The sequence below is a fragment of the Streptomyces sp. NPDC002730 genome (genome assembly GCF_042888805.1).
GTDB lineage: Bacteria > Actinomycetota > Actinomycetes > Streptomycetales > Streptomycetaceae > Streptomyces.
In genome coordinates, this window is record NZ_JBIAQG010000007.1 from 1 (window position 1) to 26917 (window position 26917).

Here is a 26917-nt window from a genome sequence, read left to right on the forward strand (position 1 = left end):
CACCCGCTGGAACAGCTCCCACAACTCATCCGGCACCAGCCGCTCAACGATCCTCGCCACGGCACGAGCTTACCCAGCCAAATGAGATGACGTCTAAGAAGGCTTGGACTCGACTTCACGCAGCACGCGGGTGGGGTCGTGCACGGCCACGTGTTGCGCGATCGGGGGATGGATTCCGGTGAGGTCCACCTGGCAGATGTCGATGGTGTCCCCGCGGGCAACACCCGTCCCCCTCGCAGCGCCGGGCCAGGTTGGCTTCCTCGTCCAGGCGCGCATTGAGGAACGCCACCAGGTCGTTGTTCATGAGGGCATCCTCGACGATGGAACGTGCGCCGACACTCGCTTTGCAACCGTCGCTCCGCTCCGGGCCCTGGACCAACACGCTTTCCAAGAATGGTTGGTGGGGGTGAGGACTGCGGTCGTGGCCGTTCACCTGGGTTCATGACGGAGCAAGCGGTGGCACGGTCACTTCGGCGGTACCAGCCTGAGCGGCCATGAACGCAGCTGAATGAGACGGAAACTGAGACGGGCTCAGGCTGTACGTGAGCCAGGCCGGCCACTCGTCGTCGACCTCGAGTCTCTGCCTCAAGGCTGGAGTGGCCGACCTTCTGATCTGTAGCTCTGGCCGATCGGCCAGCGGCGGTCATTTCGGTCGCCGCAAGCTCTATCGGGGCGCTGCCGGACAGGGCCGGTTGCCGTGGTTGCGGTACGGCGCTGCTGTACAGCCCGGCCGCTGGTGACCGAACGGGTTACGCCACGACGAGCCCGCCGGGGAGGCTCGGGTGTACGCCTGGGATCACTGCGGCGGAATGGGCAGCTGATAGAACGTGCACGGCCCGAGCGGCACATTATTGGCGCATCTGCCCTCCCACACTGTTCCCGTCGAAGTCAGCGCGGTGATGAACACCGGGCCGGCCGCAACATCGAAGACGTTGGATGCCAGTGTGACATCGACAACGTGGGAGGGGCCTCCCACCGCCTGCCAGCCGCCAACAGGAGTACCTGGGTTGCTGTTCTCATTGACTGTCAGGGCGTAGACCTTGCCGTTGCACACCGCCGCGACGTACTTGGCGTGGCTCGCTTCGTTCCCCACGGAGTCGACGTCCACGCAGCCCTTTTTTGGCCGGTCCGGTTTTGGCGAGTCCAGCTTCGACTGAGCGTGTACGAGCAGGTCAGCAATTCCGTCCTCGGGCTGTGTCTGAGCCGCTGCTGCGCCGCCAGCCCCGATGACCGTCACGATGGCTGCGGCGGTCAGCGTTGCGGCAAGCCTACGCTTGCGTTCCATTCCATACGCCCTTCCTTTTGTGGAAGCGGATTTCGTGATCCGCTTGGCGAAAGAATGGTTACCTGATACACGCCATCCATCACGGGTGAACACATAGTTCACCCAAATGTCCGGCGTGTCGGCCTTTCCGGGCCCGTTTTCCATGGCTCGGAGTTACACACGTTCCCATTCCAGCGCCCCCGCCACTACCGACCGCCCCCGGCCGCAGAGGGTTCCTCTGCTCCGTCCCGCCGGTGATCTAGGCTTTGCGCGACGCTCTGCGGGCCGCTCTCGCCCATGCGGTCGCCGGGGATGAGACAGCACGGTTGCTGCACTTCGCTCCTGAACGGCACGACAAAGCCCCCGTCGGATCGGCGGATCCCGAGGGGGCTTTGATCTGCGTGAACTCGGCAGGATTCGAACCTGCAACCTTCTGATCCGTAGCTCTAGCCGGTCGGTCAGCGACGGTCATATGCGTCGCTTCACGGCCACGGAAGGACGCTACCGGATGGTGGCGGTTGCTGGGATTGCGGTAGTGGGCTGCTGTACTGCCAACGGCGTGGGAAAACGCTTGTCCCCGACACGTCGTCGCTATGCCCTGCGTGTCCAAGGCCACCAGCGACGCTTAGCACGACGCACCTTGCGGGCGGACTCAAGGGTGTCGGGGTGGTTTTCGCCCAGCACCCGCCGACGCCGCGCCAAGGTGTCCTCATCCATGCGGCGGGCCTCGGCGAGCTCGCCGAGTTCGTGCAGGGTGATCGCGAGGCTGTGGGCGGAGCGGAGGGTGTCGGGATGATCCTCGCCCAGTTCATCGGTCCATGACTGGTGAAGGGCTTGGGCGAGGTCGTGAGCTGCGCGCGGCTGTGCACTGTGGACGAGGTAGTGGGCTGCCCTGAGAAGTGCCGGTCGCAGGTGGGGGTGGTCCCCAGTGGTTTGGCGGGCCGCGGTGAGATGTGGAGTGAGCTTGGCCCATCGGGGCCAGGTCTGAGGCTGTTCGGGGTCGCCTGGGTCGGCGGCGGACAGCAGCGTCGTAAGGTCGTCGAAGATCGTGGCGGTGTAGTCCTTGCTGGTCTGGTCGCGCATGATGGCCTGGGTGAGGCGGTGGATCTGGACGGCTTCGTGGTCGACTTGGGCAAGGCCGAAGCGGGCGAGCGGTTCGAGGGCGGACTGAGGCCACATGAGATCGTCGGCGTCGCCTGGGATGGTGGTCAGTCGGCTGCGCGCGTCGGCCAGCCACTTGGTGGGGATGGGGTCGGGGCCGAGGTAGGACAAGAGGCGCAGTAGTGGTGTCGGGTCGGGCTGGTGGGCGCTGAGTTGGCTGGTGGCGATGGTGACGGCTGCCGCCAGCGGGGCCGGGTATCCGGGGGTGTCGCCCTGGGCGAGGAACGCGGCGGTATTGGCGTTGAGCCGCTGCTGGTAGTCGGTCAGTGGCATGCCGTCGGTCAGGACGCCGGCCGCTTGGGCGAGGGCGAGGGGGAGGTCTCCTAGCGCGTCGGCCAGTGCATTGGCCTGTTCGGGATGGAGGGCGGGCAGTTGTCCGGTCAGGTAGTCCAGGGCGTCCTGGCGGGTGAATACATCCAGGCGCAGTCCGGGGACGGTCCGCTTCCAAGCGGGGTTGCGGGAGGTGATCAGGACGTGGCCGGGCCCCACGGGCAGGCAATCCTCCAACGCCTCGGGGTCCTCGGCGTTGTCCAGGATGATCAGCCACCGGTTCAACGTGCTGAGGCGCTGCATCGCATGCCGTGCGTTGGCGTCGGCGTCAGCTCCGGGCTGGGCCACATCCAATCGCGCGGCCAATTCGGCGTATCTCTGCGGAACGTGTGCGGCCCGACGGCCGTCATTTTTCTCAGACTTACGGCGAAGAGTCCGACCCGAGTCGCCGAGACGCCCGAGAAATGTGGCGTAAGAACCGCACACGGCACGCCAACGCCATAGGCGTGGACATCAACCGCAACCACTCTTTCCTCTGGGACTACCGCTGGCACTTCTCACCGTACGCGAACCAGAGCTCCATATCGTCGGACAATCCGTCGCATGGCCTCTTCCACGGGAACGCCCCGAACTCCGAACCAGAGACTCGCAGTATCCACTGGCTGCTCGACCGGCTCGACAAGAGATCACCACTGGTGTGGACGACTCCGTTCGGCACCCTGGCCCCCCCCACTGGTACGTCGACATTCACAGTTACAGCAACACGGTGCTGCATGTGTGGGGGCGACGACGACAACCAAACGACGAACCCCTTCATGTCCTTCGCAAGCTCCTCATGGGACGGCAAGCGAGGCACGACGTGCCGCAGCTGCCGCCGAAGTCCGTGAGGACGTGTCCTGGTTCGCCTTTTGCCGCGAATGCATGGCGCTGCGGTGGCCGACCAGCGCGGCCAAGACGAGGGAAGGAATCGCGGACGGACTGGCTGCCGTGACGCTGGCCATGGTGGAGCCTGGGAGCCAAGCGCCCCCGGCCGAGGAGATCCGCCTAGCCCTGCGATGGGCGGTTGTTCCGAAGCACGCGGGGCAGGCCCCGCCAGCCGAGCTGGAAGACGCGTACGCCTGGATCTCCAAGAGGTCTCTGCCAGTTTCGTCGCTCGCGGATCCGCGAATCCTTCGCGACGTGCAGTACCGCATCGCGTTCAAGCTCGATGGCGCACCGGCGGCGGGTGAGACTGCCCGCCGTAGGCGCAGGGTGCTGAACACGGCTGTGGAGTACGCCATCGAGCGGGGCGCGCTGGCGGAAAATCCGCTGGCGGCTATCAAGAAAGTGCAGCGCTCAGCATCGGACCGTGTAGACCCGCGCGTTCTCGTGAACAAGGCACAGGCGGCGCAGTTGTTCACGGCCGTCTCGTACGTCGGCACATGGGGGAGGAGCAAGGGGCGCCGCTTGGTGGTGTTCTATGCGGTCATGTACTTTGCAGCGCTGCGGCCGAGCGAGGCGGTGGGGCTGCGCAAGGCTGACTGCTTCCTACCGGAGAAGGGCTGGGGGACGCTCACGCTACGTGAGACGAGGCCGGTCTCCGGCAAGAAGTGGACCGACACGGGGGAGCGTCACGAGCAGCGCGGACTGAAGTCCCGGGAGGCGGCGGAGGACCGGCCGGTGCCGATTCCGCCGCCACTCGTGGTGATGCTGCGAGAGCACCTGGCGGTGTTCGGAACGGCGAAGGATGGACGACTGTTCACCAACGAACGGGGCGGCCTGGTGGGTAGCAGCACCTACTGGCGCGTCTGGCGTGACGCCCGCGAGTACGCCCTGACGCCTGAGCTTCAAGCGTCCATCCTCGGTGGTCGACCGTACGACCTCAGGCACACGTGCATTACGACTTGGCTGAACGCTGGCGTTCCCGTAGCTGAGGTTGCTCGGCGGGTGGGCAACTCGCCCGAGGTGATCCACCGCGTTTATGAGGGCTGCATTTTCGGCCAAGAGGAGGCCATGAACAAGAAGATCGAAGCCGAGCTGAACTGGCAGTGAGTCTTGCACGGTTCATGGGGCTGCTCTGTGCCGTCAGGTCCCGGCGGGCTTTCCACCCCTCGGGGTTCTCACCAGAGGTCGACGGTGCTTCATCTGGTCTTGGAGGCCGCTCAGTGAATTGCCCCGAATAGCGCCCCAGTATAGCTGAGTCACGGAATGATGACTGACCGTGATAGGTATGGGACAGGGCCGGGGGCCGAAGCGCGTGGGCGTGCCGTACTTTCTGTTGTTGGCGCTGGGGGGCATCGGGGCACTGGCGCTGGCCTGGCACTTCAAGTTGGGCAGAGCCGCGATGGCGGCCGCGTTGCTGCCCACCCTGGCCCCTGCCTACCTGGGCTGGAAGTCCTTCAAGCAGGGCCATCCCACGGTGGACCTGGAAAAGGCTGCCGACCAGCTCACGCAGGCAATTAAGAACCAGTGGGACGACGAAGCTGCAATCCGCCGCTTGAACGACCCGTACCCGCTACCGGTCGCCTGGCGTGCCGCTGACCCGGAGCTGGTTGAGCCGTGGGAGTTGCTGGCCGATGTGGTCCGGTCCTGGCCCGGTGGCCAGCCGGAGGGTTCCGCGCGATGGCCTGCTGACCCTGCGGGGTTGGCGGGCTCCGATGGGCAGCTCGGCGAGGTGTTCGCCCAGCGGGTGCCCACGCGCCGCCTGGTTGTCCTCGGCGATCCCGGCTCCGGCAAGACCATGCTGCTCATCCGCCTGCTTCAGGAACTGGTGGAAAAGCGGCTAAAGGGCGGCCCGGTACCGGTGTTGTTCTCCCTGGCCTCCTGGGACCCCGCCCGCCAGCCTCTGAAGTACTGGCTGGCCGAGCAGCTCCGGCGCAGCTACCCCGGCCTTCGTACCCCCGCCCCGGCGGTGGCGCCCGCGGCTGCCCAGGTCGACTTGGCCCAAGCCATGCTGGATGCCCGACTGATCCTGCCGCTCCTCGACGGCTTCGATGAACTTCCCCCCACCCTTCACGCGATGGCCCTCGACGCTCTCAACCGGGCCTTGCCGGCGAAACAGCCTCTGGTGATAGCCAGCCGCGCCACCGCCTACCGGGACGCCCTCACCCGGCCCGACGCCATGGTGCGGCTCAACGGGGCCGCCGGGATCCACCTGCTGCCGCTGACCGCCGGCCAAGCTGCCGCCTACCTGCGCCGCGATGCAGGCGGTCCGCACTCCTCCGCCGCTGACCGGTGGGACACCGTGGCCAACCATTTGGGAACCGACACCCCCGTCGGGCAAGCCTTGAGCACCCCCCTGGGCCTGTTCCTGGCCCGCACCATCTACAACCCCCGCTGCCACTACCAGGCCACACCCGACGCCATCCCCCACCCGGACGAACTTTGCGACAACACCGCCTACCCCACGCGGGCCGCCCTCGATGTCCATCTCTTCAACGCCTACATCCCCGCCGCCTACGCTGCCCACCACCCCAATCCACCCCGCTGGACCACAGGACAAGCCCACCGCACCCTCATCTACCTGGCCCGACACCTGGAGACCAATCGCGAAGGCAGCCCTGACCTGGCCTGGTGGGAGCTCCAGCACGCCATCCCCGCGTACATCCGCCGCCTGACAGTCGGGCTCGCGGTGGGGATTGTGGGCTGGCTCGCGTTCGGGCTTACGGGCCTGCTCGTGGGCGGGCTCGCGGGCACGCTTGGGTCCATGCCCTCGAACGCCCCAAGTGCACAGCTACGCTGGTCATCCCGCAGGTTCGCGGCCTGGCTCGCGATCGGGCTGATGAGCGGGCTCGTGTTGGGGCTCGGGTTCGGGCTCGCGTTCGGGCTCGCGGACGACCGCGGGGGCCGGCTCGCGTACGGGATCTGGCCGGGCGAGCACGGGTTCGTTGGCTGGCTCGTGTTCGGGCTCGTCCTCGGGCTCATATGCGGGCTCGTCCTCGGGTTCGCGTTCGGGTTCACAGGCGAGAAACCTGACCCAGCCGTCATGACTGGACCGGCAACACTGCTCACCCAGGATCGCCGCGCGTTCCTCGCGAGTGCGCTCGCATACCGGTTCGGGGCCGGGTTCGCGGGCTGGTTCGTGGGCTTCTACGTGAGCTGGCTCGCGTACGAGCAGGGGGGCGGATGGGCAGTCGGGGTGGCGTTCGGGCTCGCATACGCGCTCGGGGCGGCCCTTGGACAGACAGCATGGGGCGGCTGGTTGATGGCCAAGGCCTGGCTGGCGATGCGACGCCAAGTGCCTTGGCATTTGATGTCGTTCCTCCAGGATGCACATCAGCATCACGGTGTGCTGCGTCAGGCTGGGGCGGTGTACCAGTTCCGCCACCTCGACCTGCAACGTCACCTTGCCCAGGAACCCCGGCCAGTCCGGCGAGGTGGACGTCGGCGGTCTTCTCGTAGCGGGTTGCGATTCCGCGCCACTGCTTGAGGCGGTTGGTCGGGTAGCCCGCGCGGCGCGGTCTCTACCCACAGCGCGGCGCGGGGCCTGCTTGGGGCAGGTCCCCTTCCGCACGGCCTCCATCCTGCAGGCAGGCTCCTCTTTCGGGTCGATCATCCGAAAGAGGAGCCCTAGCGCAGGTCTATCGCGATCAGCGCTCAGCAACGACAAAGAGCCGGACCCAGTGGGACTGGGTCCGGCTCTTGAAGTCTGGCACTTCCGCAGGTCAGCGGGTTGATCACGCTGGTCCGGACGAAGTGCCCCCGGCAGGATTCGAACCTGCGCACACGGCTCCGGAGGCCGTTGCTCTATCCCCTGAGCTACGGGGGCGTTCCACCGCACTTCTGCGGCGACGGGTAGAACCCTACCAGCTCCCACAGGGTCGCCGTGAACAGGTATTTCCGCCCCCTCCAGCCACCCCTGCAGCAGCCCGCGCGCCGGCCCCGTCGCCCTCGTCCCGCGCCCGGTCCGGTCGCCCGCACAGGGTGGAAGTGGGCAAAACCCGGACGCAGCCCTGCCCCCCGACCTACTCTCGAGTTGTGTCAGGCGTGTCCGGCCGCGTGCTCGTTGTCGACGACAACAGGGTCATACGGCAGCTGATCAGGGTCAACCTCGAGCTGGAGGGCTTCGAGGTCGTGACCGCGGCCGATGGTGCCGAGTGTCTGGATGTCGTGCATCGCGTCTGCCCCGATGTGGTCACCCTCGATGTCGTCATGCCCCGCCTCGACGGACTGCGCACCGCCGCCCGGCTGCGGGCCGATCCGCGGACCAGTCATCTGCCGGTCGCGATCATCAGTGCGTGCACGCAGTACGAGGTGGAGAGCGGGCTCACCGCCGGTGTGGACGCCTTTCTCGCGAAGCCCTTCGAGCCTTCCGAGCTGGTCCGTCTCGTACGGCAGTTGATGCATCGGGAGGGTCCGCCGTCCGTCGACGGCAGGCATGGCGCCGGGCGGGCGGGAAGCGCACGGGGCTGACCGCATCGCGAAACCGGTTCGCGAAGGGCCCCCCTCCCTCCCATACGCTTGTCCCGTGACCCCCGCCGAGCTCTCCCGAACCGTGCTGCACGCCGTGTGCCGCGCGGTGGAGGACGGTGCGCTGCGGGCGCCCGTGCCCGAGAGTGTCAGCGTTGAGCGGCCGCGGCCCGGTGGCTGCGGGGACTACGCCACCAATGTCGCGCTGCGGCTGGCCGGGCCGGCCGGGCAGCGGCCCCGTGCGGTCGCCGAACTGCTGGGGCGCCGGATTGCCGAGGTCCCCGGGATCGCCGGGATCGAGATCACCGGGCCCGGCTTCCTCAACATCACCCTGGACGCGGGCGCGCAGCAGGCGCTCGTACGGGAGGTGCTGGAGTGGGGGAGTAAGTACGGGTGGATCGCGCCGACCGGGGCGGTCGCGCAACCCAGCTACCGCGCCGACGTGCGCGCCGCCGTCACCGCCGATGCCCTGCGCCGGATCCTGGTGTCGCAGGGCACCCTCGTCCGTACCAGCTGCGAAGGGGTGGCCGACCCGGCCTGGGCCGAGCTGCGGGTACGGGTCGAGGCGCAGGGGGGACGCCGCTATCTGCCCGCCGATGTGACCCCCGTGCCCGCGGAGGAGGGCGCCCGTGAACTCCTTCAGCGGCTCGGGCCCGATGCCGCGCGCTGGGCGTTGCTGCGACCCGCCGGGCACGATCACCCCTCGGCCGGGGAGGAGCTGTTGACGCAGCACGAGAGCAACCCGCTGTTCAAGATCCAGTACGCTTGCTCCCGCAGCCGCGCCCTCACCCGTAACGCCGCACAGCTCCACTTCGACAGCGCCCCCGAGACGCACGTCGACGCCGCCGTCCTCACCACCGCCGTCGGTGACTACCCCGCCGTCCTCGCCGGTGCCGCCCGCCACCGCGCCCCCGACCGGCTCGCCCGGCATCTGGAGAGCACGGCCGACTCCCTCCTCGCCTTTCAGCACACGGTGCTGCCCATCGGCGACGAAAAACCCCTGGCCGCCCACCGTTCCCGGCTCGCGCTCGCCGAAGCCGCCGGGATGGTGCTCGCCGGTGGCCTGTCCCTGCTCGGCATCAGCGCACCCGAATACTTGTGAGAGAGCAACGAAAATGAGCCGTTCCGCACACCCCGCCGGGCCCCGCCACGCAGATGTCCTCCCCGAGGGCCACTACACCGCCCCGCCGACCGACCTCAACGTCCTCGACGAGAAGGTCTGGGCCAGGACGGTCACCCGGAACGAGGACGGCGCCGTCTCCGTCGGTGGGATCGAAGTGACGCGGCTGGCCGAGGAGTTCGGCACCCCCGCCTACTTCCTCGACGAGGACGACTTCCGGGCCCGCTGCCGCGCCTGGGCCGACGCCTTCGGCAAGGACGCGGATGTGTTCTACGCGGGCAAGGCGTTCCTGTCACGGGCCGTCGTCAGGTGGCTCAAGGAGGAAGGCCTCAATCTCGACGTCTGCTCCGGGGGCGAGCTCACCACCGCCCTCGACGCCGGGATGCCCGCCGAGCGCATCGCCTTCCACGGCAACAACAAGTCCGAGGAAGAGATCGAACGAGCCGTACGCGTCGGCGTCGGGCGCATCGTTCTCGACTCCTTCCAGGAGATCGTGCGCGTAGCGCACATCGCCCAGCGTCAGGGCAAGCGCCAGCGCGTCCAGATCCGTGTCACCGTCGGCGTCGAGGCGCACACGCACGAGTTCATCGCCACCGCCCACGAGGACCAGAAGTTCGGGATCGCACTCGCCGGTGGGCAGGCCGCCGAGGCCGTACGGCGCGCCCTCAGGCTCGACGGAATCGAGCTGATCGGTATTCACTCCCACATCGGCTCGCAGATCTTCGACATGGCCGGTTTTGAGGTGTCCGCGCGCCGCGTGGTGCAACTGCTCGCCGAAGTACGGGACGAGCACGGCATCGAGCTGCCCGAGATTGACCTCGGCGGCGGTCTCGGCATCGCTTACACCTCCGACGACGACCCGCGCGAGCCGCACGACATCGCCAAGGCCCTCAGCGAGATCGTCACCCGTGAGTGTGAGGCCGCGAACCTGCGGACGCCCCGGATCTCCGTCGAGCCGGGCCGCGCCATCGTCGGGCCCACCGCCTTCACTCTGTACGAGGTCGGCACCATCAAGCCGCTCGAGGGACTGCGTACGTACGTCTCCGTCGACGGCGGCATGTCGGACAACATCCGTACGGCCCTCTACGACGCCGAGTACAGCGTCGCGCTCGTATCGAGGACCTCCGAGGCGGAGCCGATGCTCACCCGCGTCGTCGGCAAGCACTGCGAGAGCGGCGACATCGTCGTCAAGGACGCTTTCCTCCCGGCCGACCTCGCGCCCGGCGATCTGATCGCCGTGCCCGCCACCGGCGCGTACTGCCGCTCCATGGCCAGCAACTACAACCACGCACTGCGCCCGCCCGTCGTCGCCGTCAAGGACGGCGAGGCGCGCGTGATCGTCCGGCGTGAGACGGAGGAAGATCTCCTGCGTCTTGATGTCGGCTAGTTGAGATAGATGTCTCGCATGCCGGACGGGGGATAGAAACTCCCGTCCGGTGAGTGAGACTGGTCCACACCGTAGATGTACACGAAACGAGGTCGGATGATGCGTACGCGTCCGCTGAAGGTGGCGCTGCTGGGCTGTGGAGTGGTCGGCTCAGAGGTGGCGCGCATCATGACGACGCACGCCGACGACCTCGCGGCTCGTATCGGCGCTCCGGTGGAACTGGCGGGCGTGGCGGTCCGCCGGCCCTCCAAGGTGCGCGAGGGCATCGACCCCGCGCTGATCACCACCGATGCGACTGCCCTGGTCAAACGCGGCGACATCGACGTCGTCATCGAGGTCATCGGCGGCATCGAGCCCGCCCGCTCCCTCATCACCGCCGCTTTCGAGCACGGTGCGTCCGTCGTCTCCGCCAACAAGGCGCTGCTGGCCGAGGACGGCGCGACCCTCTACGCCGCCGCCGAGGAGCACGGTAGGGATCTCTACTTCGAGGCCGCGGTCGCGGGTGCGATTCCGCTGATCAGGCCGTTGCGCGAGTCCCTCGCGGGCGACAAGGTCAACCGCGTGCTCGGCATCGTCAACGGCACGACCAACTTCATCCTCGACAAGATGGACAGCTCGGGCGCCGGCTACTCCGAGGCGCTCGACGAGGCCACCGCCCTCGGATACGCCGAGGCCGACCCGACCGCCGACGTCGAGGGCTTCGACGCCGCCGCCAAGGCCGCCATCCTCGCCGGGATCGCCTTCCACACCCGCGTACGCCTCGACGACGTCTACCGCGAGGGCCTGACCGAGGTCACCGCCGCCGACATCGCCTCCGCCAAGCGCATGGGCTGCACCGTCAAACTCCTCGCCATCTGTGAGCGCGCGGCTGACGGCCGGTCCGTCACCGCGCGCGTCCACCCGGCGATGATTCCGCTCAGCCACCCGCTCGCCTCCGTCCGTGAGGCGTACAACGCCGTATTCGTCGAGGCCGAGGCGGCGGGGCAGCTGATGTTCTACGGTCCGGGCGCCGGCGGCTCGCCGACCGCCTCCGCGGTACTCGGCGACCTCGTGGCCGTCTGCCGCAACAAGCTCGCCGAGTCCACCGGACCGGGCGAGTCCGCGTACACCCAGCTGCCCGTGAGCCCCATGGGCGACGTGGTGACGCGGTACCACATCAGCCTCGACGTGGCCGACAAGCCTGGCGTACTCGCCCAGGTGGCGACGGTCTTCGCCGAGCACGACGTATCCATCGATACGGTCCGTCAGAAGGGCAAGGACGGCGAGGCCTCCCTCGTCGTCGTCACCCACCGCGCGCCCGACGCCGCCCTCTCAGGGACCGTCGAGGCGCTGCGCAAGCTCGACACCGTGCGCGGTGTCGCCAGCATCATGCGTGTTGAAGGGGAGTAAAGGACCCATGACCAGCAAGGGCACCCACCAGTGGCGCGGCATCATCGAGGAGTACCGGGACCGCCTTCCGGTCACGGACACGACGCCGGTCGTCACGCTCCGTGAGGGCGGTACGCCGCTCGTCCCCGCTCAGGTCCTCTCCGAGCGCACGGGCTGCGAGGTGCACCTCAAGGTCGAGGGCGCCAATCCCACCGGGTCCTTCAAGGACCGCGGTATGACCATGGCCATCACCAAGGCCAAGGAGGAGGGCGCGCAGGCGGTCATCTGCGCCTCCACCGGCAACACCTCCGCCTCGGCCGCGGCCTATGCCGTACGGGCCGGAATGGTCTGCGCCGTCCTGGTGCCCCAGGGCAAGATCGCCCTCGGCAAGATGGGGCAGGCACTGGTGTACGGCTCGCGGATCCTGCAGGTCGACGGGAACTTCGACGACTGCCTGAACCTGGCCCGCGGCCTGTCCGAGAACTACCCTGTGGCGCTGGTCAATTCGGTCAATCCGTTCCGCATCGAGGGTCAGAAGACCGCTTCGTTCGAGATCGTCGACGCGCTCGGCGACGCCCCGGACATCCATGTGCTGCCGGTCGGCAACGCCGGCAACATCACGGCGTACTGGAAGGGGTACAAGGAGTACGCCGCGGACCAGATGTTCACGCACACTCCCCGAATGTGGGGCTTCCAGGCCTCCGGCTCGGCTCCGATCGTGCGCGGCGAGATCGTCAAGGACCCGTCGACCATCGCCACCGCGATCCGGATCGGCAACCCGGCCTCCTGGCAGTACGCGCTCGCCGCGCGGGACGAGTCGGGCGGTTTCATCGACGAGGTGACGGACCGTGAGATCCTGCGCGCCTACCGGCTGTTGGCCTCGCAGGAGGGTGTCTTCGTGGAGCCCGCGTCGGCCGCCTCGGTAGCCGGTCTGCTCAAGGCCGCCGAGCAGGGCAAGGTCGACCCGGGCCAGAAAATCGTCTGCACGGTCACCGGAAACGGACTCAAGGACCCGGACTGGGCGGTCGCCGGAGCGCCCCAGCCGGTCACCGTGCCGGTCGATGCGGCAGCGGCCGCGGAGCAGCTCGGTCTTGCGTAAGCCCTCGGGTGAGGCCTCGGGTGAGGCCTCCGCGGGAAGCCCCCGCGGAGAGTCCTTGAGCGGAGCTCTGGGTAAAGGTCTGGCATAAAGCTCCGACGCAGAGCCCCGCCCGCCTCCCCAGGGCGCACCTGGGAAAGCATGGCAAGCCGGACAACGCCGTACGTAGGGGCACAGGAGGCTTGCGACACGCATCGTGCGCCTCCCGTGCGCCCTATGTCGCCACTCAACCTTCCTTCGATAGGCTGTACCTGATCCCGCCCCGCCGCATATGCCGCGGTGTTGTTGCCGTTACGGCCCACGGGTGTTCGTACCTCTCGAAAAAATCTCGCAGTCAGAACCAAGGAGTGTCATCGAGCGATGGCCGGTCCAGCGTTCCGCGCCGCCGCCGTCCGAGTGCGCGTCCCCGCCACCAGCGCCAATCTCGGCCCGGGCTTCGACGCCCTCGGGCTGTCCCTTGGGCTGTACGACGACGTGGTCGTCCGGGTCGCGGACTCCGGTCTGCACATCGACATCGCGGGTGAGGGCGCCACGACGCTTCCCCGCGATGAGAGCCATCTGCTCGTACGTTCCCTGCGTACGGCCTTCGACCTGCTCGGCGGGCAGCCGCGCGGCCTCGAGGTCGTCTGCGCCAACCGCATCCCGCACGGGCGCGGTCTGGGCTCGTCGTCGGCAGCCATCTGCGCCGGCATCGTCGCCGCCCGGGCGGTGACCATAGGCGGCGACGCCAGACTCGACGACGCGGCGCTGCTCGAGCTCGCCACCGAGATCGAGGGGCATCCCGACAATGTCGCCGCGTGTCTGCTCGGCGGCTTCACGCTCGCCTGGACCGACGGGGGAGCGGCGCGCGCCATCAGGATGGATCCTGCCGATTCCGTCGTTCCGGTGGTTTTCGTCCCCGGCAAGCCGGTGCTCACCGAGACCGCGCGCGGACTGCTTCCGCGCACCGTCCCCCATGTGGACGCCGCCGCCAACGCGGGCCGCGCCGCCCTGCTCGTCGAGGCGCTGACCAGGCGTCCCGAGCTGCTGCTGCCCGCCACGGAGGACCGGCTCCACCAGGAGTACCGCGCCCCGGCGATGCCGCAGAGCGCGGAACTTGTCAACCGACTGCGCGCCGACGGCGTCCCAGCAGTCATCTCCGGCGCCGGCCCCACCGTGCTCGCGCTGACCGAGGACGGTGTGGCCGACAAGGTCGCACGGCTGGCGGGCGAGGGGTGGGCGGCCAACCGGCTCACCTTCGACGCCGCGGGAGCGAGTGTCCTGCCGCTCGCCCAGTAGCGACACCAAGATTGCCGGTGATGGAGAGGGGGAATGTTTGTTGGAGCCGGTAGTGTTAACCTCAAGTCTGCAGCCGACGTTTTTGTGGCGCGGTGCTTAGTGTCCCGATTCGGGACCAACATTCTTCCGGGAGCCTCCCCGACCCTGCCTGAGCAGCCTGCCTGAGCAGTTTCGAGCACGCTCCGGAAACGGCACGACACCCCTCGCTTTTCCAGGAGTGGGCCGAGCAGGGGGAACCTCGGGCCGGGCTTTTGCACGTATATCTCTCCGCCGTTAATTGCCGGCGGGACCATCGCTCCGACACGGTCCGCAAACCAGGACCCACGTCGGACAGCACAACCGGTCGCCGAGCCAGAAGGCCGACGTCCGCTCCAGGGAAGGACCCTTCGTGAGCGACACCACCGATCTGATGGGCGTGACTGCCGACAACAACGTCGACACCGCCGCGCCCGCCGCAGGTGCTGCCTCTGGCACCACCTCACGGCGCCGCCGCTCCGGCACCGGCCTCGAGGGCATGGTCCTGGCCGAGCTGCAGCAGGTCGCGTCCGGCCTCGGGATCAGGGGCACCGCGCGTATGCGCAAGAGCCAGCTGATCGAGGTCATCAAGGAGGCGCAGGCGGGCGGCGGCTCGTCCGCGCCGAAGAGCGCCGAGGCGGGCACCGGCGCGGCCGAGACCAAGCCGAAGCGGCGCGCCACCTCCAAGGCGCGCACGGGCGACGAGTCCACGGCCGCTGCGGCGAAGGCGGACAAGGCCGAGAAGGCCGTCGCCCAGCAGCAGATCGACATTCCCGGTCAGCCGGCCAGCGACGACCAGCCGGCCGCCGGTGAGCGCCGCCGTCGTCGGGCCACCGCCCAGGCGGGCAGCCCGGACACCACGAGCGAGCCCAAGGCCGACGTCAGGACCGAGGTCAGGACCGAGGCGGCCGTCGACGTCAAGACGGACGCCCAGCCGGACGCCAAGGCCGAGGCCGCCGCCGACACCGCCGAGGGCCGGCGCGACCGCCAGGACCGGGGCCAGCGCGGTGAGCGTGGTGAGCGCGGCGGCGACCGCGGTGACCGCCGTGACCGTCAGCGCGACCGTCGCGGCGGCAAGGGCGACGACCAGCAGGGCGGCCAGCGCCAGCAGCGCCAGGGCGGCCAGCAGGGTGGTCAGCAGGGCCCGCAGGACGACTTCGACGACGAGGGCGGCCGCCGCGGACGCCGTGGCCGTTACCGCGACCGTCGTGGCCGTCGCGGCCGCGAGGACTCCTTCGGCAACGAGCCGCAGGTCTCCGAGGACGACGTCCTGATCCCCGTCGCGGGCATCCTGGACATCCTCGACAACTACGCGTTCATCCGGACCTCCGGCTACCTGCCGGGCCCGAACGACGTGTACGTCTCCCTCGCCCAGGTCCGCAAGAACGGTCTGCGCAAGGGTGACCACGTCACCGGCGCGGTCCGTCAGCCGAAGGACGGCGAGCGCCGCGAGAAGTTCAACGCGCTCGTACGCCTGGACTCGGCGAACGGCATGGCGGCCGAATCCGGCCGCGGCCGCCCGGAGTTCAACAAGCTGACCCCGCTGTACCCGCAGGACCGACTGCGCCTCGAGACCGACCCGGGCATCCTGACGACCCGGATCATCGACCTCGTGTCGCCGATCGGCAAGGGCCAGCGAGGCCTGATCGTGGCCCCGCCGAAGACCGGCAAGACCATGATCCTGCAGGCGATCGCCAACGCGATCACCGTCAACAGCCCCGAGTGCCACCTGATGGTCGTCCTGGTCGACGAGCGTCCGGAAGAGGTCACCGACATGCAGCGGTCGGTGAAGGGCGAGGTCATCTCCTCGACCTTCGACCGCCCGGCCGAGGACCACACCACGGTCGCCGAGCTGGCCATCGAGCGCGCCAAGCGTCTCGTCGAGCTGGGTCACGACGTGGTCGTCCTGCTGGACTCGATCACCCGCCTGGGCCGTGCGTACAACCTCGCGGCGCCCGCCTCCGGCCGCATCCTCTCCGGTGGTGTCGACTCGACCGCGCTCTACCCGCCGAAGCGCTTCTTCGGTGCCGCGCGGAACATCGAGGACGGCGGCTCGCTGACCATCCTGGCCACCGCGCTGGTCGACACCGGCTCGCGCATGGACGAGGTGATCTTCGAGGAGTTCAAGGGCACCGGCAACATGGAGCTCAAGCTCGACCGGAAGCTCTCGGACAAGCGCATCTTCCCGGCGGTGGACGTGGACGCGTCCAGCACCCGTAAGGAAGAGATCCTGCTCGGCAGCGACGAGCTCGCCATCACCTGGAAGCTGCGCCGGGTGCTGCACGCGCTCGACCAGCAGCAGGCGATCGAGCTGCTGCTGGACAAGATGAAGCAGACGAAGTCGAACGGCGAGTTCCTGCTGCAGATCCAGAAGACGACTCCGTCCGCCGGGAACGGCAACGACTGACGTTCTTCGCAGTGAACGAGACCGCCCCGGCACGAAAGTGACGGGGCGGTCTCGTTTTCCCGTATGCCTCACCAGCCGCTGGTCAACGCCCATTTGACAGGCGTAACATGCCCTGGTTGGTGGGGGGAATTCCGCCGCAGTACCGAGAGAGGCCGGGGGGCCTCGGATCCGGACTGCCCTGTTACTCGTACGCCCCACCGCTACCCGTTTGTCTTCCGGTGGGGCCCTGTGCGCTCTGCCGGTTCAACCCGAGGGGTTACCGAGTGCAGATACGCACCCGTGGTGGTCGTCACAAGCGCCGCATGAGAATCGCGGTACCGGCTGCCGCCGCAGTCGTGGCGGCACTCGTCGGTACGGGCCTGGCCATGTCCGGCTCGCAGGCCGCCGAGACCGAGGGCCCCCAGCTGGGCTCCCGGCAACAGATCGACCCGCTGTCGCAGCAGGAACTGCGCAACCGCACGATCGGGGCGATGAAGGCCGACAAGGCCAGCAAGCGCACTCTCGTGCAGCAGCCCTCCTCCTCGTCGTCGTCCGAGACGACGTCGGCGCCGAGCGCCCGCATCATTGGTGGTCAGACGACGACCATCTCGACGGCGCCCTGGATGGCCCAGCTCCACTTCGCGGACAGCCTGGGCAACGGCTACTTCTGCGGCGGCGTCATCGTCGCCCCGACGAAGGTCGCCACAGCCGCGCACTGCGTCAAGGGCATCAAGTGGTACGAGACCGGCACGGTCATCACCGGTACCGACCAGTTGCCCACCGAGCTGTCCGACGGCAGCTGGGACTTCCACGGCGGTGTCCTGCGGGGCGCCTACCGCCAGTGGAACCACCCGGCGTACAGCGCGGCCACCATCGACAACGACGTGGCTGTGCTCACGCTGACCGCGCCGGTCTCCGTGAAGCCGCTGCCGATCATGCAGAACACGGACACCGCGCTGTACACGCCGGGCACGGATGCCAAGGTGTACGGCTGGGGCCGCACCAGCTCCACCGAGCCCAACAGCGCCTCGCAGACGCTGAAGGTCGCCGACGCGGACATCAACTCCAACTCCGCCTGCCAGACCGCCTACGGCTCGTCCTACATCGTCGGCCACATGATCTGCGCCGGAGCCGCGCCGACCGGTGACGACAGCACCACCGAGAGCACCTGCAACGGTGACTCCGGCGGCCCGCTGGTGGCCGGCGGCAAGCTCGTCGGCCTGGTCTCCTGGGGCGACCAGAACTGCTCGGCCGCCGGCAAGTACGGCGTCTACGCCAAGGTCAGCACGTACTCGGCCCCGATCCGGGCCCGGGTCAACGACAGCAACTGGAGCAACGACCACGCCGCGGACCTGCTGGCCCGCCGTGCGTCGGACAGCACGCTCTTCGGCTGGACCTCGAAGATCACCAGCCTCACCCGCCAGTTCAACCACGGCGCCTTCGGTGGTGTGACCCTGATGGTTCAGGCCGACCTGAACCGCGACGACTACCAGGACCTCATCTTCCGCGCGCCGAACGGTGACGTCTACTGGGCCTATGACCCGGACCTGGACCCGAAGCTCATCGCCAAGGGCTGGGGAGCGCACAAGCAGATCCTGGTCCCCGGCGACCTGACCGGCGACGATCTGCCGGACATGGTGGCGATCAACTCCTCCGGCAACGCCTACCTCTACCCGGGCAAGGGCACCGGCGCCTTCGCCGCGCCGATCCTGATCGGCGCCGGCTGGGGGCAGTACAACATGGTCCGGGGCCACGGTGACTTCACCGGCGACGGCCGGGCCGACATCCTGGCCCGGGGCGCCGGCGGCGCCACCTACCTGTACACGGGTACCGGCAAGGCCACCGGCACGTTCGCGGCCCGCCGTCTCATCGGCACCTTCGGCAGCGCCTACAACGCGCTGGTCACCACCGGCGACGTGAACAGCGACGGAAACGCCGACCTGTTCGTGCGTGACACCGCCGGCAAGCTGTGGCTCTACCCGGGCAACGGGAAGTCCACCGGTGGGATCTTCGCCACACGTGTCGCCTTCGGCACCGGCTGGCAGGCGTACAACCTCTTCGGCTAAAGCCCCAGCGCACACGCCGAGTTGTGCCCACCGTGCGAGGCACGGTGGGCACAGCGCTTTCTTAAGGAGCTCTTAGCTCCCTGTGCAACCCTTCTTGCTGCTTCACCGTCTGACATGTAAGTCCGACAAGTGCCGACAAACCGCGCCTGATCGCCACGGCAGGGGGTAGCGGGAACAGCGAGAGCCGAGGAGAGCATGGGCGAGCAGAGCAGCACCGGAAGCCGAATACGCAGCCGCGGCAAGCGCCGTAAGCAGCCCAGCAGGGGCCGCCGGGCGATGACCATTGCCGCGTGGTCCGCAGCAGGTCTGGTGCTGGTCGGGGGATCCGGCCTCGGCTACGTCTACTTCAAGCTCAACGGCAATATCAAGGGCGTCGACATCAACGCCGCGCTCGGCACCGACCGCCCCGAGAACGTCGACAACGGCTCCATGGACATTCTGGTCCTGGGCTCCGACTCCCGCTCCGGCGCCAACTCCGAGTACGGCGTCGACGAAGGTGCCGCCCGTTCCGACACCGCGATGATGGTGCACGTCTACGAGGGCCACAAGAAGGCCAGCGTCGTCTCCATCCCGCGCGACACCCTTGTCGACCGACCGCGCTGCGTCGACGCGAAGGGCGGCTCCGTCTCCGGCGAGAAGCGCGCCATGTTCAACACCGCGTACGAGGTCGGCGGCCCGGCCTGCGCGGTGAAGACCCTCGAGAAGATGTCCGGCATCCGCATGGACCACTACATCGAGGTCGACTTCACGGGCTTCAAGAAACTCATCGACAAGCTGGGCGGCGTGGAGATCACCACCACCAAGCCGATCAACGACTCCAAGAGCCATCTGCACCTGAAGCCCGGCACGCACACCCTCAACGGTGAGAAGTCGCTCGGTCTCGTACGGACCCGCAAGAGCGTCGGCGACGGCAGCGACCTCGGCCGAATACAGCTCCAGCAGGCGTTCATGAAGGCGTTCATCAACCAGGTCAAGGACGTCGGCGTCTTCACCAACCCCAAGAAGCTCTTCGACGTCGCCGACACCGCCACCAAGGCGATCACGCCCGATTCCGAGCTCGACTCGGTGCAGGAGCTGATGAGCTTCGCCAAGGGGCTCAGCGGTCTCGGCGCCGAGGACGTGCACATGATCACGATGCCGGTGGAGTACGACCCGGCCGACCCCAACCGCGTGATCCCGATCAAGGCGGCCTCCCGTCAGGTCTGGACGGCGCTCAAGCAGGACAAGCCGATCCCCGCCTCCGCGGTCAAGGACTCCGCCGGCGACAAGGGCGCTGCCGGTTCCCTCGTGCAGAGCCACTGACCCCGGCAGGAATACCTCCGGCCCGACCCCGGTTTTGGGAGATACGGCCAGTCCTGGCAGACTGGTACGTCGGCCCCGGTTCACGTACGAGCAATCCGCGCGTACGACCCGGTGCCCTCCCGAAACTAGGAGACACCTTGAAGCGCGACATCCACCCCGAGTACGTCGAGACCCAGGTCAGCTGTACCTGTGGCGCGTCGTTCACCACCCGTAGCACCATCGAGTCCGGCACCGTCCGGGCCGAGGTCTGCTCCGAGTGCCACCCGTTCTACACGGGCAAGCAGAAGATCCTCGACACCGGTGGCCGTGTGGCCCGCTTCGAGGCCCGCTTCGGCAAGGCTGCCGGCTCCGCCAAGAAGTAGCGAGCCACTGCGCCGGCCCTTGGCCGCCCCTGCTCGGGGTGGCCGAGGCCGGCGCTTTGTCCGTTCTGAGCAGCCCCCCTTCGTGTACAAAACCAGGAGCACCCGATGTTCGAGGCGGTCGAGGAATTGATCGGCGAGCACGCCGATCTCGAGAAGAAGCTCGCCGACCCTTCGGTCCACGCGGACCAGGCGAACGCGCGCAAGCTCAACAAGCGTTACGCCGAGCTGACCCCGATCATCGGCACGTACCGCTCCTGGAAGCAGACCGGGGACGACATCCAGACCGCGCGTGAACTGGGCGCCGACGACCCGGACTTCGCCGCCGAGGTCAAGGTGCTGGAGAAGCAGCGCGAGGAGATCACCGAGAAGCTGCGGCTGCTGCTCGTACCGCGCGACCCCAGCGACGACAAGGACGTCATCCTCGAGGTCAAGGCCGGCGCGGGCGGCGACGAGTCCGCCCTGTTCGCCGGTGACCTGCTGCGGATGTATCTGCGCTACGCGGAGCGCGTCGGCTGGAAGACCGAGATCATCGACGCCACCGAGTCCGAGCTGGGCGGCTACAAGGACGTCCAGGTCGCGGTGAAGACCAAGGGCGGCCAGGGCGCGACCGAGCCGGGACAGGGCGTCTGGGCGCGGCTGAAGTACGAGGGCGGAGTGCACCGCGTGCAGCGGGTGCCGGCCACCGAGTCCCAGGGCCGTATCCACACCTCCGCGGCAGGCGTCCTGGTGACGCCCGAGGCTGAGGAGATCGACGTCGAGATCCACGCCAACGACCTGCGGATCGACGTCTACCGCTCGTCGGGCCCCGGCGGCCAGTCCGTCAACACCACCGACTCCGCGGTGCGCATCACGCACCTGCCGACCGGCATCGTCGCCTCCTGCCAGAACGAGAAGAGCCAGCTCCAGAACAAGGAGCAGGCGTTGCGTATCCTGCGCTCCAGGCTGCTTGCCGCGGCACAGGAGGAGGCGGAGAAGGAGGCCTCGGACGCCCGCCGCAGCCAGGTCCGTACCGTCGACCGCTCCGAGAAGATCCGTACGTACAACTTCCCGGAAAACCGGATCTCCGACCACCGCGTCGGCTTCAAGGCGTACAACTTGGACCAGGTGCTCGACGGGGATCTGGACGCCATGATCCAGGCCTGTGTCGACGCCGACTCCGCCGCCAAACTCGCCGCCGCCCAGTAAGCCCAGCACACCGCCCCAGCCCCGGAGGACCAGCGTGCAGCTAACTCCCGGGGGACGACCCCCGTCCCCCCGATCTGTGCTGCTTGCCGAGGTGGCCCAGGCCACCCAGCGGCTGGCCGACGCCGGCGTGCCCTCGCCGCGCTTCGACGCCGAGGAGCTCGCCGCGTTCGTGCACGGCGTGAAGCGGGGAGAGCTGCACAACGTCAAGGACGCGGACTTCGACGCCCGCTACTGGGAGGCGATCGCCCGCCGCGAGGCCCGTGAGCCGCTCCAGCACATCACCGGACGTGCCTTCTTCCGCTTCCTGGAGCTGCAGGTCGGTCCCGGCGTCTTCGTACCGCGCCCGGAGACCGAGTCGGTCGTCGGCTGGGCCATAGACGCCGTACGGGCCATGGATGTCGTCGAGCCGCTCATCGTCGATCTGTGTACGGGCTCCGGGGCCATCGCGCTCGCCATGGCGCAGGAGGTGCCGCGCTCGCGTGTGCACGGAGTGGAGCTCTCCGAGGACGCGCTGCGGTGGACCCGTAAGAACGCCGAGGGCTCGCGCGTCACCGTGCACCAGGGCGACGCGCTGAGCGCCCTGCCGGAGCTCGACGGCCAGGTCGACCTGGTCATCTCCAATCCGCCGTACATCCCGCTCACCGAGTGGGAGTATGTCGCGCCCGAGGCCCGTGACCACGACCCGGACATGGCGCTCTTCTCCGGCGAGGACGGCCTGGACACCATCCGCGGTATTGAGCGCACCGCTCACCGGCTGCTGCGGCCCGGCGGCCTGGTGGTCATCGAGCACGCCGACACCCAGGGCGGTCAGGTGCCGTGGATCTTCAACGAGGAGGCCGGCTGGGCGGACGCGGCCGACCACCCCGACCTGAACAGGCGACCGCGCTTCGCGACCGCACGCAAGGCCATGCCGTGACCGGCAATCCTGACCCGCAGCATCATCTCCAGAACCTGTTCGAGGAGGGCCGTTAAATGGCACGGCGATACGACTGCAACGACGCGACCGACCGTACGACTGGTCTGCGTGAAGCCGCGTCGGCCGTCCGCCGCGGCGAGCTGGTCGTGCTGCCCACCGACACCGTGTACGGGATCGGTGCGGACGCCTTCGGCTCCGAGGCAGTCGCCGACCTGCTGGAGGCCAAGGGGCGCGGCCGCAATATGCCCACCCCTGTCCTCATCGGGTCCCCGAACACCCTGCACGGCCTGGTCACCGACTTCTCCGAGCAGGCCTGGGAGCTGGTCGACGCCTTCTGGCCGGGCGCGCTGACGCTCGTCGCCAAGCACCAGCCCTCGCTGCAGTGGGACCTGGGCGACACCCGGGGCACCGTAGCGATCCGGATGCCGCTGCACCCGGTCGCGATCGAGCTGCTCACCGAGGTCGGCCCGATGGCCGTCTCCAGCGCCAACCTCACCGGGCATCCCGCGCCGGAGGACTGTGACGCCGCGCAGGAGATGCTGGGCGACTCGGTCTCGGTCTATCTGGACGGTGGCCCGACGCCGGGCATCGTCCCGTCCTCGATCGTCGACGTCACCGGCAAGGTCCCGGTCCTGCTGCGCGCGGGAGCACTCTCGGCGGACGAGCTGCGCAAGGTCGTACCCGACCTCGAGGTGGCCAATTGACCGCCCCTGAGGGGCGTGGCATAGCGGAATCCGTCAGCAACACCTCCACTTTCCGCATCCTCCACGTCAGCACCGGCAACGTCTGCCGCTCGCCGATCACCGAGCGGCTGACGCGCCATGCCCTGAGCGACCGCCTCGGCGATCCGCTGACGGGCGGTCTGATCGTGGAGAGCGCCGGCACCTGGGGCCACGAAGGCGCCCCGATGGAGGCCAACGCCGAGATCGTCCTGGCCGACTTCGGCGCGGACGCGACCGGTTTCGTCGGCCGTGAACTGCTCGACGAGCATGTGATCCGCGCCGACCTCGTCCTCACCGCGACGCGCGACCACCGCGCGCAGGTGATCTCGATGGGTCACTCGGCGGGCCTGCGCACCTTCACGCTCAAGGAGTTCACCCGGCTTGTACGGGCGATTGACCCGGCAACGTTGCCGGACCCGCACGAAGGCGTCGTCGAGCGCGCTCGGGCCCTGGTCAGGGCGGCGGCGGCGCTGCGCGGCTGGCTGCTGGCACCGAGCCCGGACGCCGATGAGGTGTACGACCCGTACGGTGCGCCGATCACGTTCTTCCGCTCGATCGGCGACGAGATCAACCAGGCGCTGGACCCTGTGGTGACGGCTCTGACGGGCGTCTCGGCGCGGCAGTGAGGGCTCGCGGATACGATCGGCGCGCATCGCGTCTCGCACCGGCCTACATTGGTTTCCACTGGGATTCACCTCGCGAGGACGATCCGTTCAGCTGGAGCCACAGATGCCGGTCACCGCTGCACCAGACGCCGTCCGCATCACCACCCCCGCCGCGGATTTCGACGCCCTGCGCCGACAGGACCCGCAGATCGCCGAAGTGATCCTGGGGGAGCTGGGGCGGCAGAGCGACAGCCTTCAGCTCATCGCCGCCGAGAACTTCACCTCACCCGCGGTCCTCGCCGCTCTCGGCTCCCCGCTCGCCAACAAGTACGCCGAGGGCTACCCCGGCGCCCGCCACCACGGCGGCTGCGAGTTGGTCGACGCCGCCGAGCGGATCGCCGTCGAGCGCGCCACCGCTCTCTTCGGCGCCGAACACGCCAATGTGCAGCCGCACTCCGGCTCGTCCGCGGTCCTTGCGGCGTACGCGGCGCTGCTCAAGCCCGGTGACACCGTGCTCGCCATGGGACTGTCGTACGGCGGTCATCTCACCCACGGTTCACCCGCGAACTTCTCCGGGCGCTGGTTCGACTTCGTCGGCTACGGCGTCGACGCCGAGACCGGACTGATCGACTACGACCAGGTCCGCGCCCTGGCCCGGCAGCACCGGCCCAAGGCCATCGTCTGCGGCTCGATCTCGTACCCCCGCCATCCCGACTACGAAGCCTTCCGCGAGATCGCGGACGAGGCGGATGCCTATCTGATCGCCGATGCCGCCCACCCCATGGGCCTGATCGCCGGCGGCGCGGCCCCCAGCCCCGTCCCGTACGCCGATGTGGTGTGCGCCACCACCCACAAGGTGCTGCGCGGGCCACGCGGCGGGATGATCCTCTGCGGTTCCGAGCTGGCCGAGCGCATCGACCGGGCGGTGTTCCCCTTCACCCAGGGCGGCGCCCAGATGCACACGATCGCCGCCAAGGCTGTCGCTTTCGGTGAGGCGGCGACGCCGGCCTTCGCGGCGTACGCCCACCAGGTGGTCGCCAATGCGCGAGTACTGGCCGACGGGCTCGCGGCGGAGGGTCTGTCCGTGCTGACCGGCGGCACCGACACCCATCTGATCAGCGCGGATCCAGCTCCGCTGGGTGTGGCGGGCAGGGCGGCCCGCGGCCGTCTCGCCGCGGCGGGCATGGTCCTCGACACCTGCGCACTGCCGTACGGGGACGGGCGCGGCATCCGGCTGGGCACCGCTGCCGTCACCACCCAGGGCATGGGCGAGAGCGAGATGGCGCGGATCGCGGCACTCTTCACTGCGGCGATGCGTGAAGACGGCGAGGAGGCGCGGAAGGTCCGTACTGAGGTGCGTGAACTGACCGGTAGATTTCCGCCTTATCAGGGGTAGCGGGTGAGTCGTGCAACCATCGCCCGCGCCCGTATGTCCTCAAGCATGTGGCTACCAGAGCTAGGGTGTGGGGCTGAGATGGCCAGCGATTCCTGTGGGGCAGCCCGTGCGTGATTACCTGCTGACGCTCTGTGTCACGGCTGCGGTGACGTATCTGCTGACCGGGCCGGTGCGGAAGTTCGCCATCGCGACCGGTGCGATGCCGCAGATCCGTGCCCGCGACGTACACCGAGAGCCGACACCGCGACTCGGCGGTATCGCCATGTTCTTCGGACTGTGCGCCGGTCTGCTGGTCGCGGACCATCTGCAGAACCTCAACAGCGTCTTCGAGCTGTCCAATGAACCGCGGGCACTGCTCTCCGGCGCTGCCCTGATCTGGATCATCGGTGTCCTCGACGACAAGTTCGAGATCGACGCCCTGATCAAGCTGGGCGGCCAGATGATCGCCGCAGGTGTGATGGTGATCCAGGGTCTGACGATCCTGTGGATCCCCGTCCCCGGCGTCGGCACCGTCTCACTGACCCAGTGGCAGGGCACCCTGCTGACCGTCGCCCTCGTCGTCATCACCATCAACGCGGTGAACTTCGTGGACGGCCTGGACGGCCTCGCCGCCGGCATGGTCTGCATCGCCGCCGCGGCCTTCTTCCTCTACTCGTACCGGATCTGGTTCAGGTACGGCATCGAGGCGGCGGCGCCCGCCAGCCTGTTCACCGTGATCCTGATGGGCATGTGCCTCGGCTTCCTGCCGCACAACATGCACCCGGCGCGCATCTTCATGGGCGACTCGGGATCGATGCTGATCGGCCTGGTGCTCGCGGCGGCCGCGATCTCGGTGACAGGACAGGTGGACCCGGACGCCCTGAAGATCTTCGAGGGCAGCACCCGCCAGGCCACCCACGCGGCGCTGCCGGTCTTCATCCCGCTGCTGCTGCCGCTGACGATCATCGCGATCCCGGTCGCCGACCTCGTGCTCGCGATCGTCCGCCGTACCTGGAACGGACAGTCGCCGTTCGCGGCGGACCGTGGCCATCTGCACCACCGGCTCCTGGAGATCGGACATTCGCACAGCCGAGCAGTCCTGATCATGTACTTCTGGTCGGCACTGATCGCCTTCGGTGTCGTCGCGTACTCGGTGCACTCGGCGTCGATGTGGAGTGTGCTGCTCATTGTGGCGCTGAGCGCGGTCGGCCTGGTGCTTCTGCTGCTGCCGCGCTTCACTCCGCGTGCTCCGCGCTGGGCGGAGGCTTTCGTTCCGCCGCGTTACCGGCGCCGCAAGACGCTTCCCGGGTCTGCTGTTGCCGCCCTCGCGTACGAGTCGGAGGCGGCGGAGGCGTCACAGGTGTCACAGGCGTCGCAGGAGGAGCCCGAGGAGCGGACCCCGGTTCCGGCGGGCGTCAACGGAGCGACTGCTATCGGCCCCCGTTCGCGTTTCCCGGACCGGCGGAAGGCCGGAACGCACGGGTGACGAGTCGCTATATGTTCGCCCATTACCAGACATAGCGACCAGTTATTCTGCACACACGCGCGCACTCACTCTCATGTGTGACAGTCAGCACACCCCTCAGGTAAAGACCTCATCAAATAGTTTGTGATACCGTTCACGAGACCCGGAGACAGAGCCGAAAGACCG

General features: G+C 68.4%; 21 protein-coding genes and 1 tRNA gene. 19 read left to right on the forward strand and 3 right to left on the reverse strand.

Features of this window, described 5'->3' with window-relative positions:
• Positions 1-796 precede the first annotated feature (796 nt).
• Together ACFYXH_RS18770 and fxsT are read right to left on the reverse strand one after the other, a co-directional pair.
• Positions 797-1429, reverse strand: coding sequence for a hypothetical protein (locus ACFYXH_RS18770; RefSeq protein ID WP_389563936.1), 633 nt, complete (start codon positions 1427-1429; stop codon positions 797-799).
• Between the two features lie 426 nt (positions 1430-1855).
• Complete coding sequence (fxsT, locus tag ACFYXH_RS18775; RefSeq protein WP_389563939.1) at positions 1856-3181, reverse strand: FxSxx-COOH system tetratricopeptide repeat protein; 1326 nt, start codon at positions 3179-3181, stop codon at positions 1856-1858.
• Between fxsT and ACFYXH_RS18780 the strand changes: the two genes are divergently transcribed.
• The 3 genes from ACFYXH_RS18780 to ACFYXH_RS18790 all read left to right on the forward strand — a co-directional run bounded on the left by ACFYXH_RS18780 (position 3085) and on the right by ACFYXH_RS18790 (position 7103).
• Positions 3085-3582: a M14 family zinc carboxypeptidase gene (locus ACFYXH_RS18780; protein ID WP_389563942.1), complete on the forward strand. Its 498-nt coding sequence runs from the start codon at positions 3085-3087 to the stop codon at positions 3580-3582. The genes fxsT and ACFYXH_RS18780 overlap by 97 nt on opposite strands.
• Positions 3583-3682: 100 nt before the next feature.
• Positions 3683-4726, forward strand: a complete 1044-nt coding sequence (locus ACFYXH_RS18785) for a tyrosine-type recombinase/integrase (protein ID WP_389563945.1) — start codon at positions 3683-3685, stop codon at positions 4724-4726.
• A gap of 178 nt (positions 4727-4904) precedes the next feature.
• Positions 4905-7103, forward strand: coding sequence for an NACHT domain-containing protein (locus ACFYXH_RS18790; RefSeq protein ID WP_389563948.1), 2199 nt, complete (start codon positions 4905-4907; stop codon positions 7101-7103).
• 267 nt (positions 7104-7370) lie between these two features.
• Here the strand turns inward: ACFYXH_RS18790 and ACFYXH_RS18795 are convergent.
• Positions 7371-7442, reverse strand: a tRNA-Arg gene (locus tag ACFYXH_RS18795).
• A gap of 161 nt (positions 7443-7603) precedes the next feature.
• Between ACFYXH_RS18795 and ACFYXH_RS18800 the strand changes: the two genes are divergently transcribed.
• The 16 genes from ACFYXH_RS18800 to ACFYXH_RS18875 all read left to right on the forward strand — a co-directional run bounded on the left by ACFYXH_RS18800 (position 7604) and on the right by ACFYXH_RS18875 (position 26752).
• Entirely contained in the window at positions 7604-8086 is a 483-nt protein-coding gene (locus tag ACFYXH_RS18800) for a response regulator (protein WP_389563951.1), read from the forward strand.
• A 55-nt stretch (positions 8087-8141) separates the two neighbouring features.
• Complete coding sequence (gene nrtL / locus ACFYXH_RS18805) at positions 8142-9185, forward strand: ArgS-related anticodon-binding protein NrtL (protein ID WP_389563953.1); 1044 nt, start codon at positions 8142-8144, stop codon at positions 9183-9185.
• 13 nt (positions 9186-9198) lie between these two features.
• Positions 9199-10590 carry a diaminopimelate decarboxylase gene (gene lysA, locus ACFYXH_RS18810; RefSeq protein ID WP_389563956.1) on the forward strand — a complete coding sequence of 464 codons (1392 nt, stop codon included), beginning with the start codon at positions 9199-9201 and terminating at the stop codon, positions 10588-10590.
• Between the two features lie 99 nt (positions 10591-10689).
• On the forward strand, positions 10690-11979 hold the full coding sequence (locus tag ACFYXH_RS18815) for a homoserine dehydrogenase (RefSeq protein ID WP_389564736.1): 1290 nt from the start codon (positions 10690-10692) through the stop codon (positions 11977-11979).
• 7 nt (positions 11980-11986) lie between these two features.
• On the forward strand, positions 11987-13057 hold the full coding sequence (gene thrC, locus ACFYXH_RS18820) for a threonine synthase (protein WP_389563958.1): 1071 nt from the start codon (positions 11987-11989) through the stop codon (positions 13055-13057).
• A 357-nt stretch (positions 13058-13414) separates the two neighbouring features.
• On the forward strand, positions 13415-14332 hold the full coding sequence (gene thrB, locus ACFYXH_RS18825; protein WP_385305716.1) for a homoserine kinase: 918 nt from the start codon (positions 13415-13417) through the stop codon (positions 14330-14332).
• A 388-nt stretch (positions 14333-14720) separates the two neighbouring features.
• Positions 14721-16754, forward strand: a complete 2034-nt coding sequence (gene rho, locus ACFYXH_RS18830) for a transcription termination factor Rho (RefSeq protein WP_389563961.1) — start codon at positions 14721-14723, stop codon at positions 16752-16754.
• Positions 16755-17056: 302 nt separating this feature from the next.
• A complete protein-coding gene (locus ACFYXH_RS18835) occupies positions 17057-18799 on the forward strand; it encodes a trypsin-like serine protease (protein ID WP_389563964.1) in 1743 nt (580 codons plus the stop codon).
• Positions 18800-18994: 195 nt separating this feature from the next.
• On the forward strand, positions 18995-20101 hold the full coding sequence (locus tag ACFYXH_RS18840; RefSeq protein WP_389563967.1) for an LCP family protein: 1107 nt from the start codon (positions 18995-18997) through the stop codon (positions 20099-20101).
• A gap of 137 nt (positions 20102-20238) precedes the next feature.
• A complete protein-coding gene (rpmE, locus tag ACFYXH_RS18845) occupies positions 20239-20463 on the forward strand; it encodes a 50S ribosomal protein L31 (RefSeq protein WP_215092884.1) in 225 nt (74 codons plus the stop codon).
• Between the two features lie 105 nt (positions 20464-20568).
• Positions 20569-21648 (forward strand): peptide chain release factor 1, encoded by a 1080-nt coding sequence (gene prfA / locus ACFYXH_RS18850; RefSeq protein WP_389563970.1) that lies wholly within the window; start codon positions 20569-20571, stop codon positions 21646-21648.
• A gap of 34 nt (positions 21649-21682) precedes the next feature.
• Positions 21683-22564 carry a peptide chain release factor N(5)-glutamine methyltransferase gene (gene prmC / locus ACFYXH_RS18855; protein WP_327326102.1) on the forward strand — a complete coding sequence of 294 codons (882 nt, stop codon included), beginning with the start codon at positions 21683-21685 and terminating at the stop codon, positions 22562-22564.
• 56 nt (positions 22565-22620) lie between these two features.
• The gene (locus ACFYXH_RS18860) at positions 22621-23268 is read left to right on the forward strand and encodes an L-threonylcarbamoyladenylate synthase (RefSeq protein WP_327326104.1); all 648 of its coding nucleotides are present in this window, start codon (positions 22621-22623) and stop codon (positions 23266-23268) included.
• On the forward strand, positions 23265-23912 hold the full coding sequence (locus ACFYXH_RS18865) for a protein-tyrosine-phosphatase (RefSeq protein WP_389563975.1): 648 nt from the start codon (positions 23265-23267) through the stop codon (positions 23910-23912). Before ACFYXH_RS18860 ends, ACFYXH_RS18865 begins: the two co-directional genes overlap by 4 nt.
• A gap of 103 nt (positions 23913-24015) precedes the next feature.
• On the forward strand, positions 24016-25287 hold the full coding sequence (gene glyA, locus ACFYXH_RS18870; RefSeq protein WP_389563978.1) for a serine hydroxymethyltransferase: 1272 nt from the start codon (positions 24016-24018) through the stop codon (positions 25285-25287).
• A gap of 106 nt (positions 25288-25393) precedes the next feature.
• On the forward strand, positions 25394-26752 hold the full coding sequence (locus tag ACFYXH_RS18875) for an MraY family glycosyltransferase (protein WP_389563981.1): 1359 nt from the start codon (positions 25394-25396) through the stop codon (positions 26750-26752).
• The last annotated feature ends 165 nt before the right edge of the window (positions 26753-26917 follow it).

What these genes read in the sequence shown, in the direction of transcription:
- ACFYXH_RS18770 (WP_389563936.1), bottom strand. Translation starts at nt 1,429, where the DNA reads ATGGAAAACGGGCCCGGAAAGGCCGACACGCCGGACATTTGGGTGAAC.
- ACFYXH_RS18790 (WP_389563948.1), top strand. Translation starts at nt 4,905, where the DNA reads ATGGGACAGGGCCGGGGGCCGAAGCGCGTGGGCGTGCCGTACTTTCTG.
- lysA (WP_389563956.1), top strand. Translation starts at nt 9,199, where the DNA reads ATGAGCCGTTCCGCACACCCCGCCGGGCCCCGCCACGCAGATGTCCTC.
- ACFYXH_RS18815 (WP_389564736.1), top strand. Translation starts at nt 10,690, where the DNA reads ATGCGTACGCGTCCGCTGAAGGTGGCGCTGCTGGGCTGTGGAGTGGTC.
- thrC (WP_389563958.1), top strand. Translation starts at nt 11,987, where the DNA reads ATGACCAGCAAGGGCACCCACCAGTGGCGCGGCATCATCGAGGAGTAC.
- thrB (WP_385305716.1), top strand. Translation starts at nt 13,415, where the DNA reads ATGGCCGGTCCAGCGTTCCGCGCCGCCGCCGTCCGAGTGCGCGTCCCC.
- ACFYXH_RS18835 (WP_389563964.1), top strand. Translation starts at nt 17,057, where the DNA reads ATGAGAATCGCGGTACCGGCTGCCGCCGCAGTCGTGGCGGCACTCGTC.
- ACFYXH_RS18840 (WP_389563967.1), top strand. Translation starts at nt 18,995, where the DNA reads ATGGGCGAGCAGAGCAGCACCGGAAGCCGAATACGCAGCCGCGGCAAG.
- prfA (WP_389563970.1), top strand. Translation starts at nt 20,569, where the DNA reads ATGTTCGAGGCGGTCGAGGAATTGATCGGCGAGCACGCCGATCTCGAG.
- ACFYXH_RS18860 (WP_327326104.1), top strand. Translation starts at nt 22,621, where the DNA reads ATGGCACGGCGATACGACTGCAACGACGCGACCGACCGTACGACTGGT.
- glyA (WP_389563978.1), top strand. Translation starts at nt 24,016, where the DNA reads ATGCCGGTCACCGCTGCACCAGACGCCGTCCGCATCACCACCCCCGCC.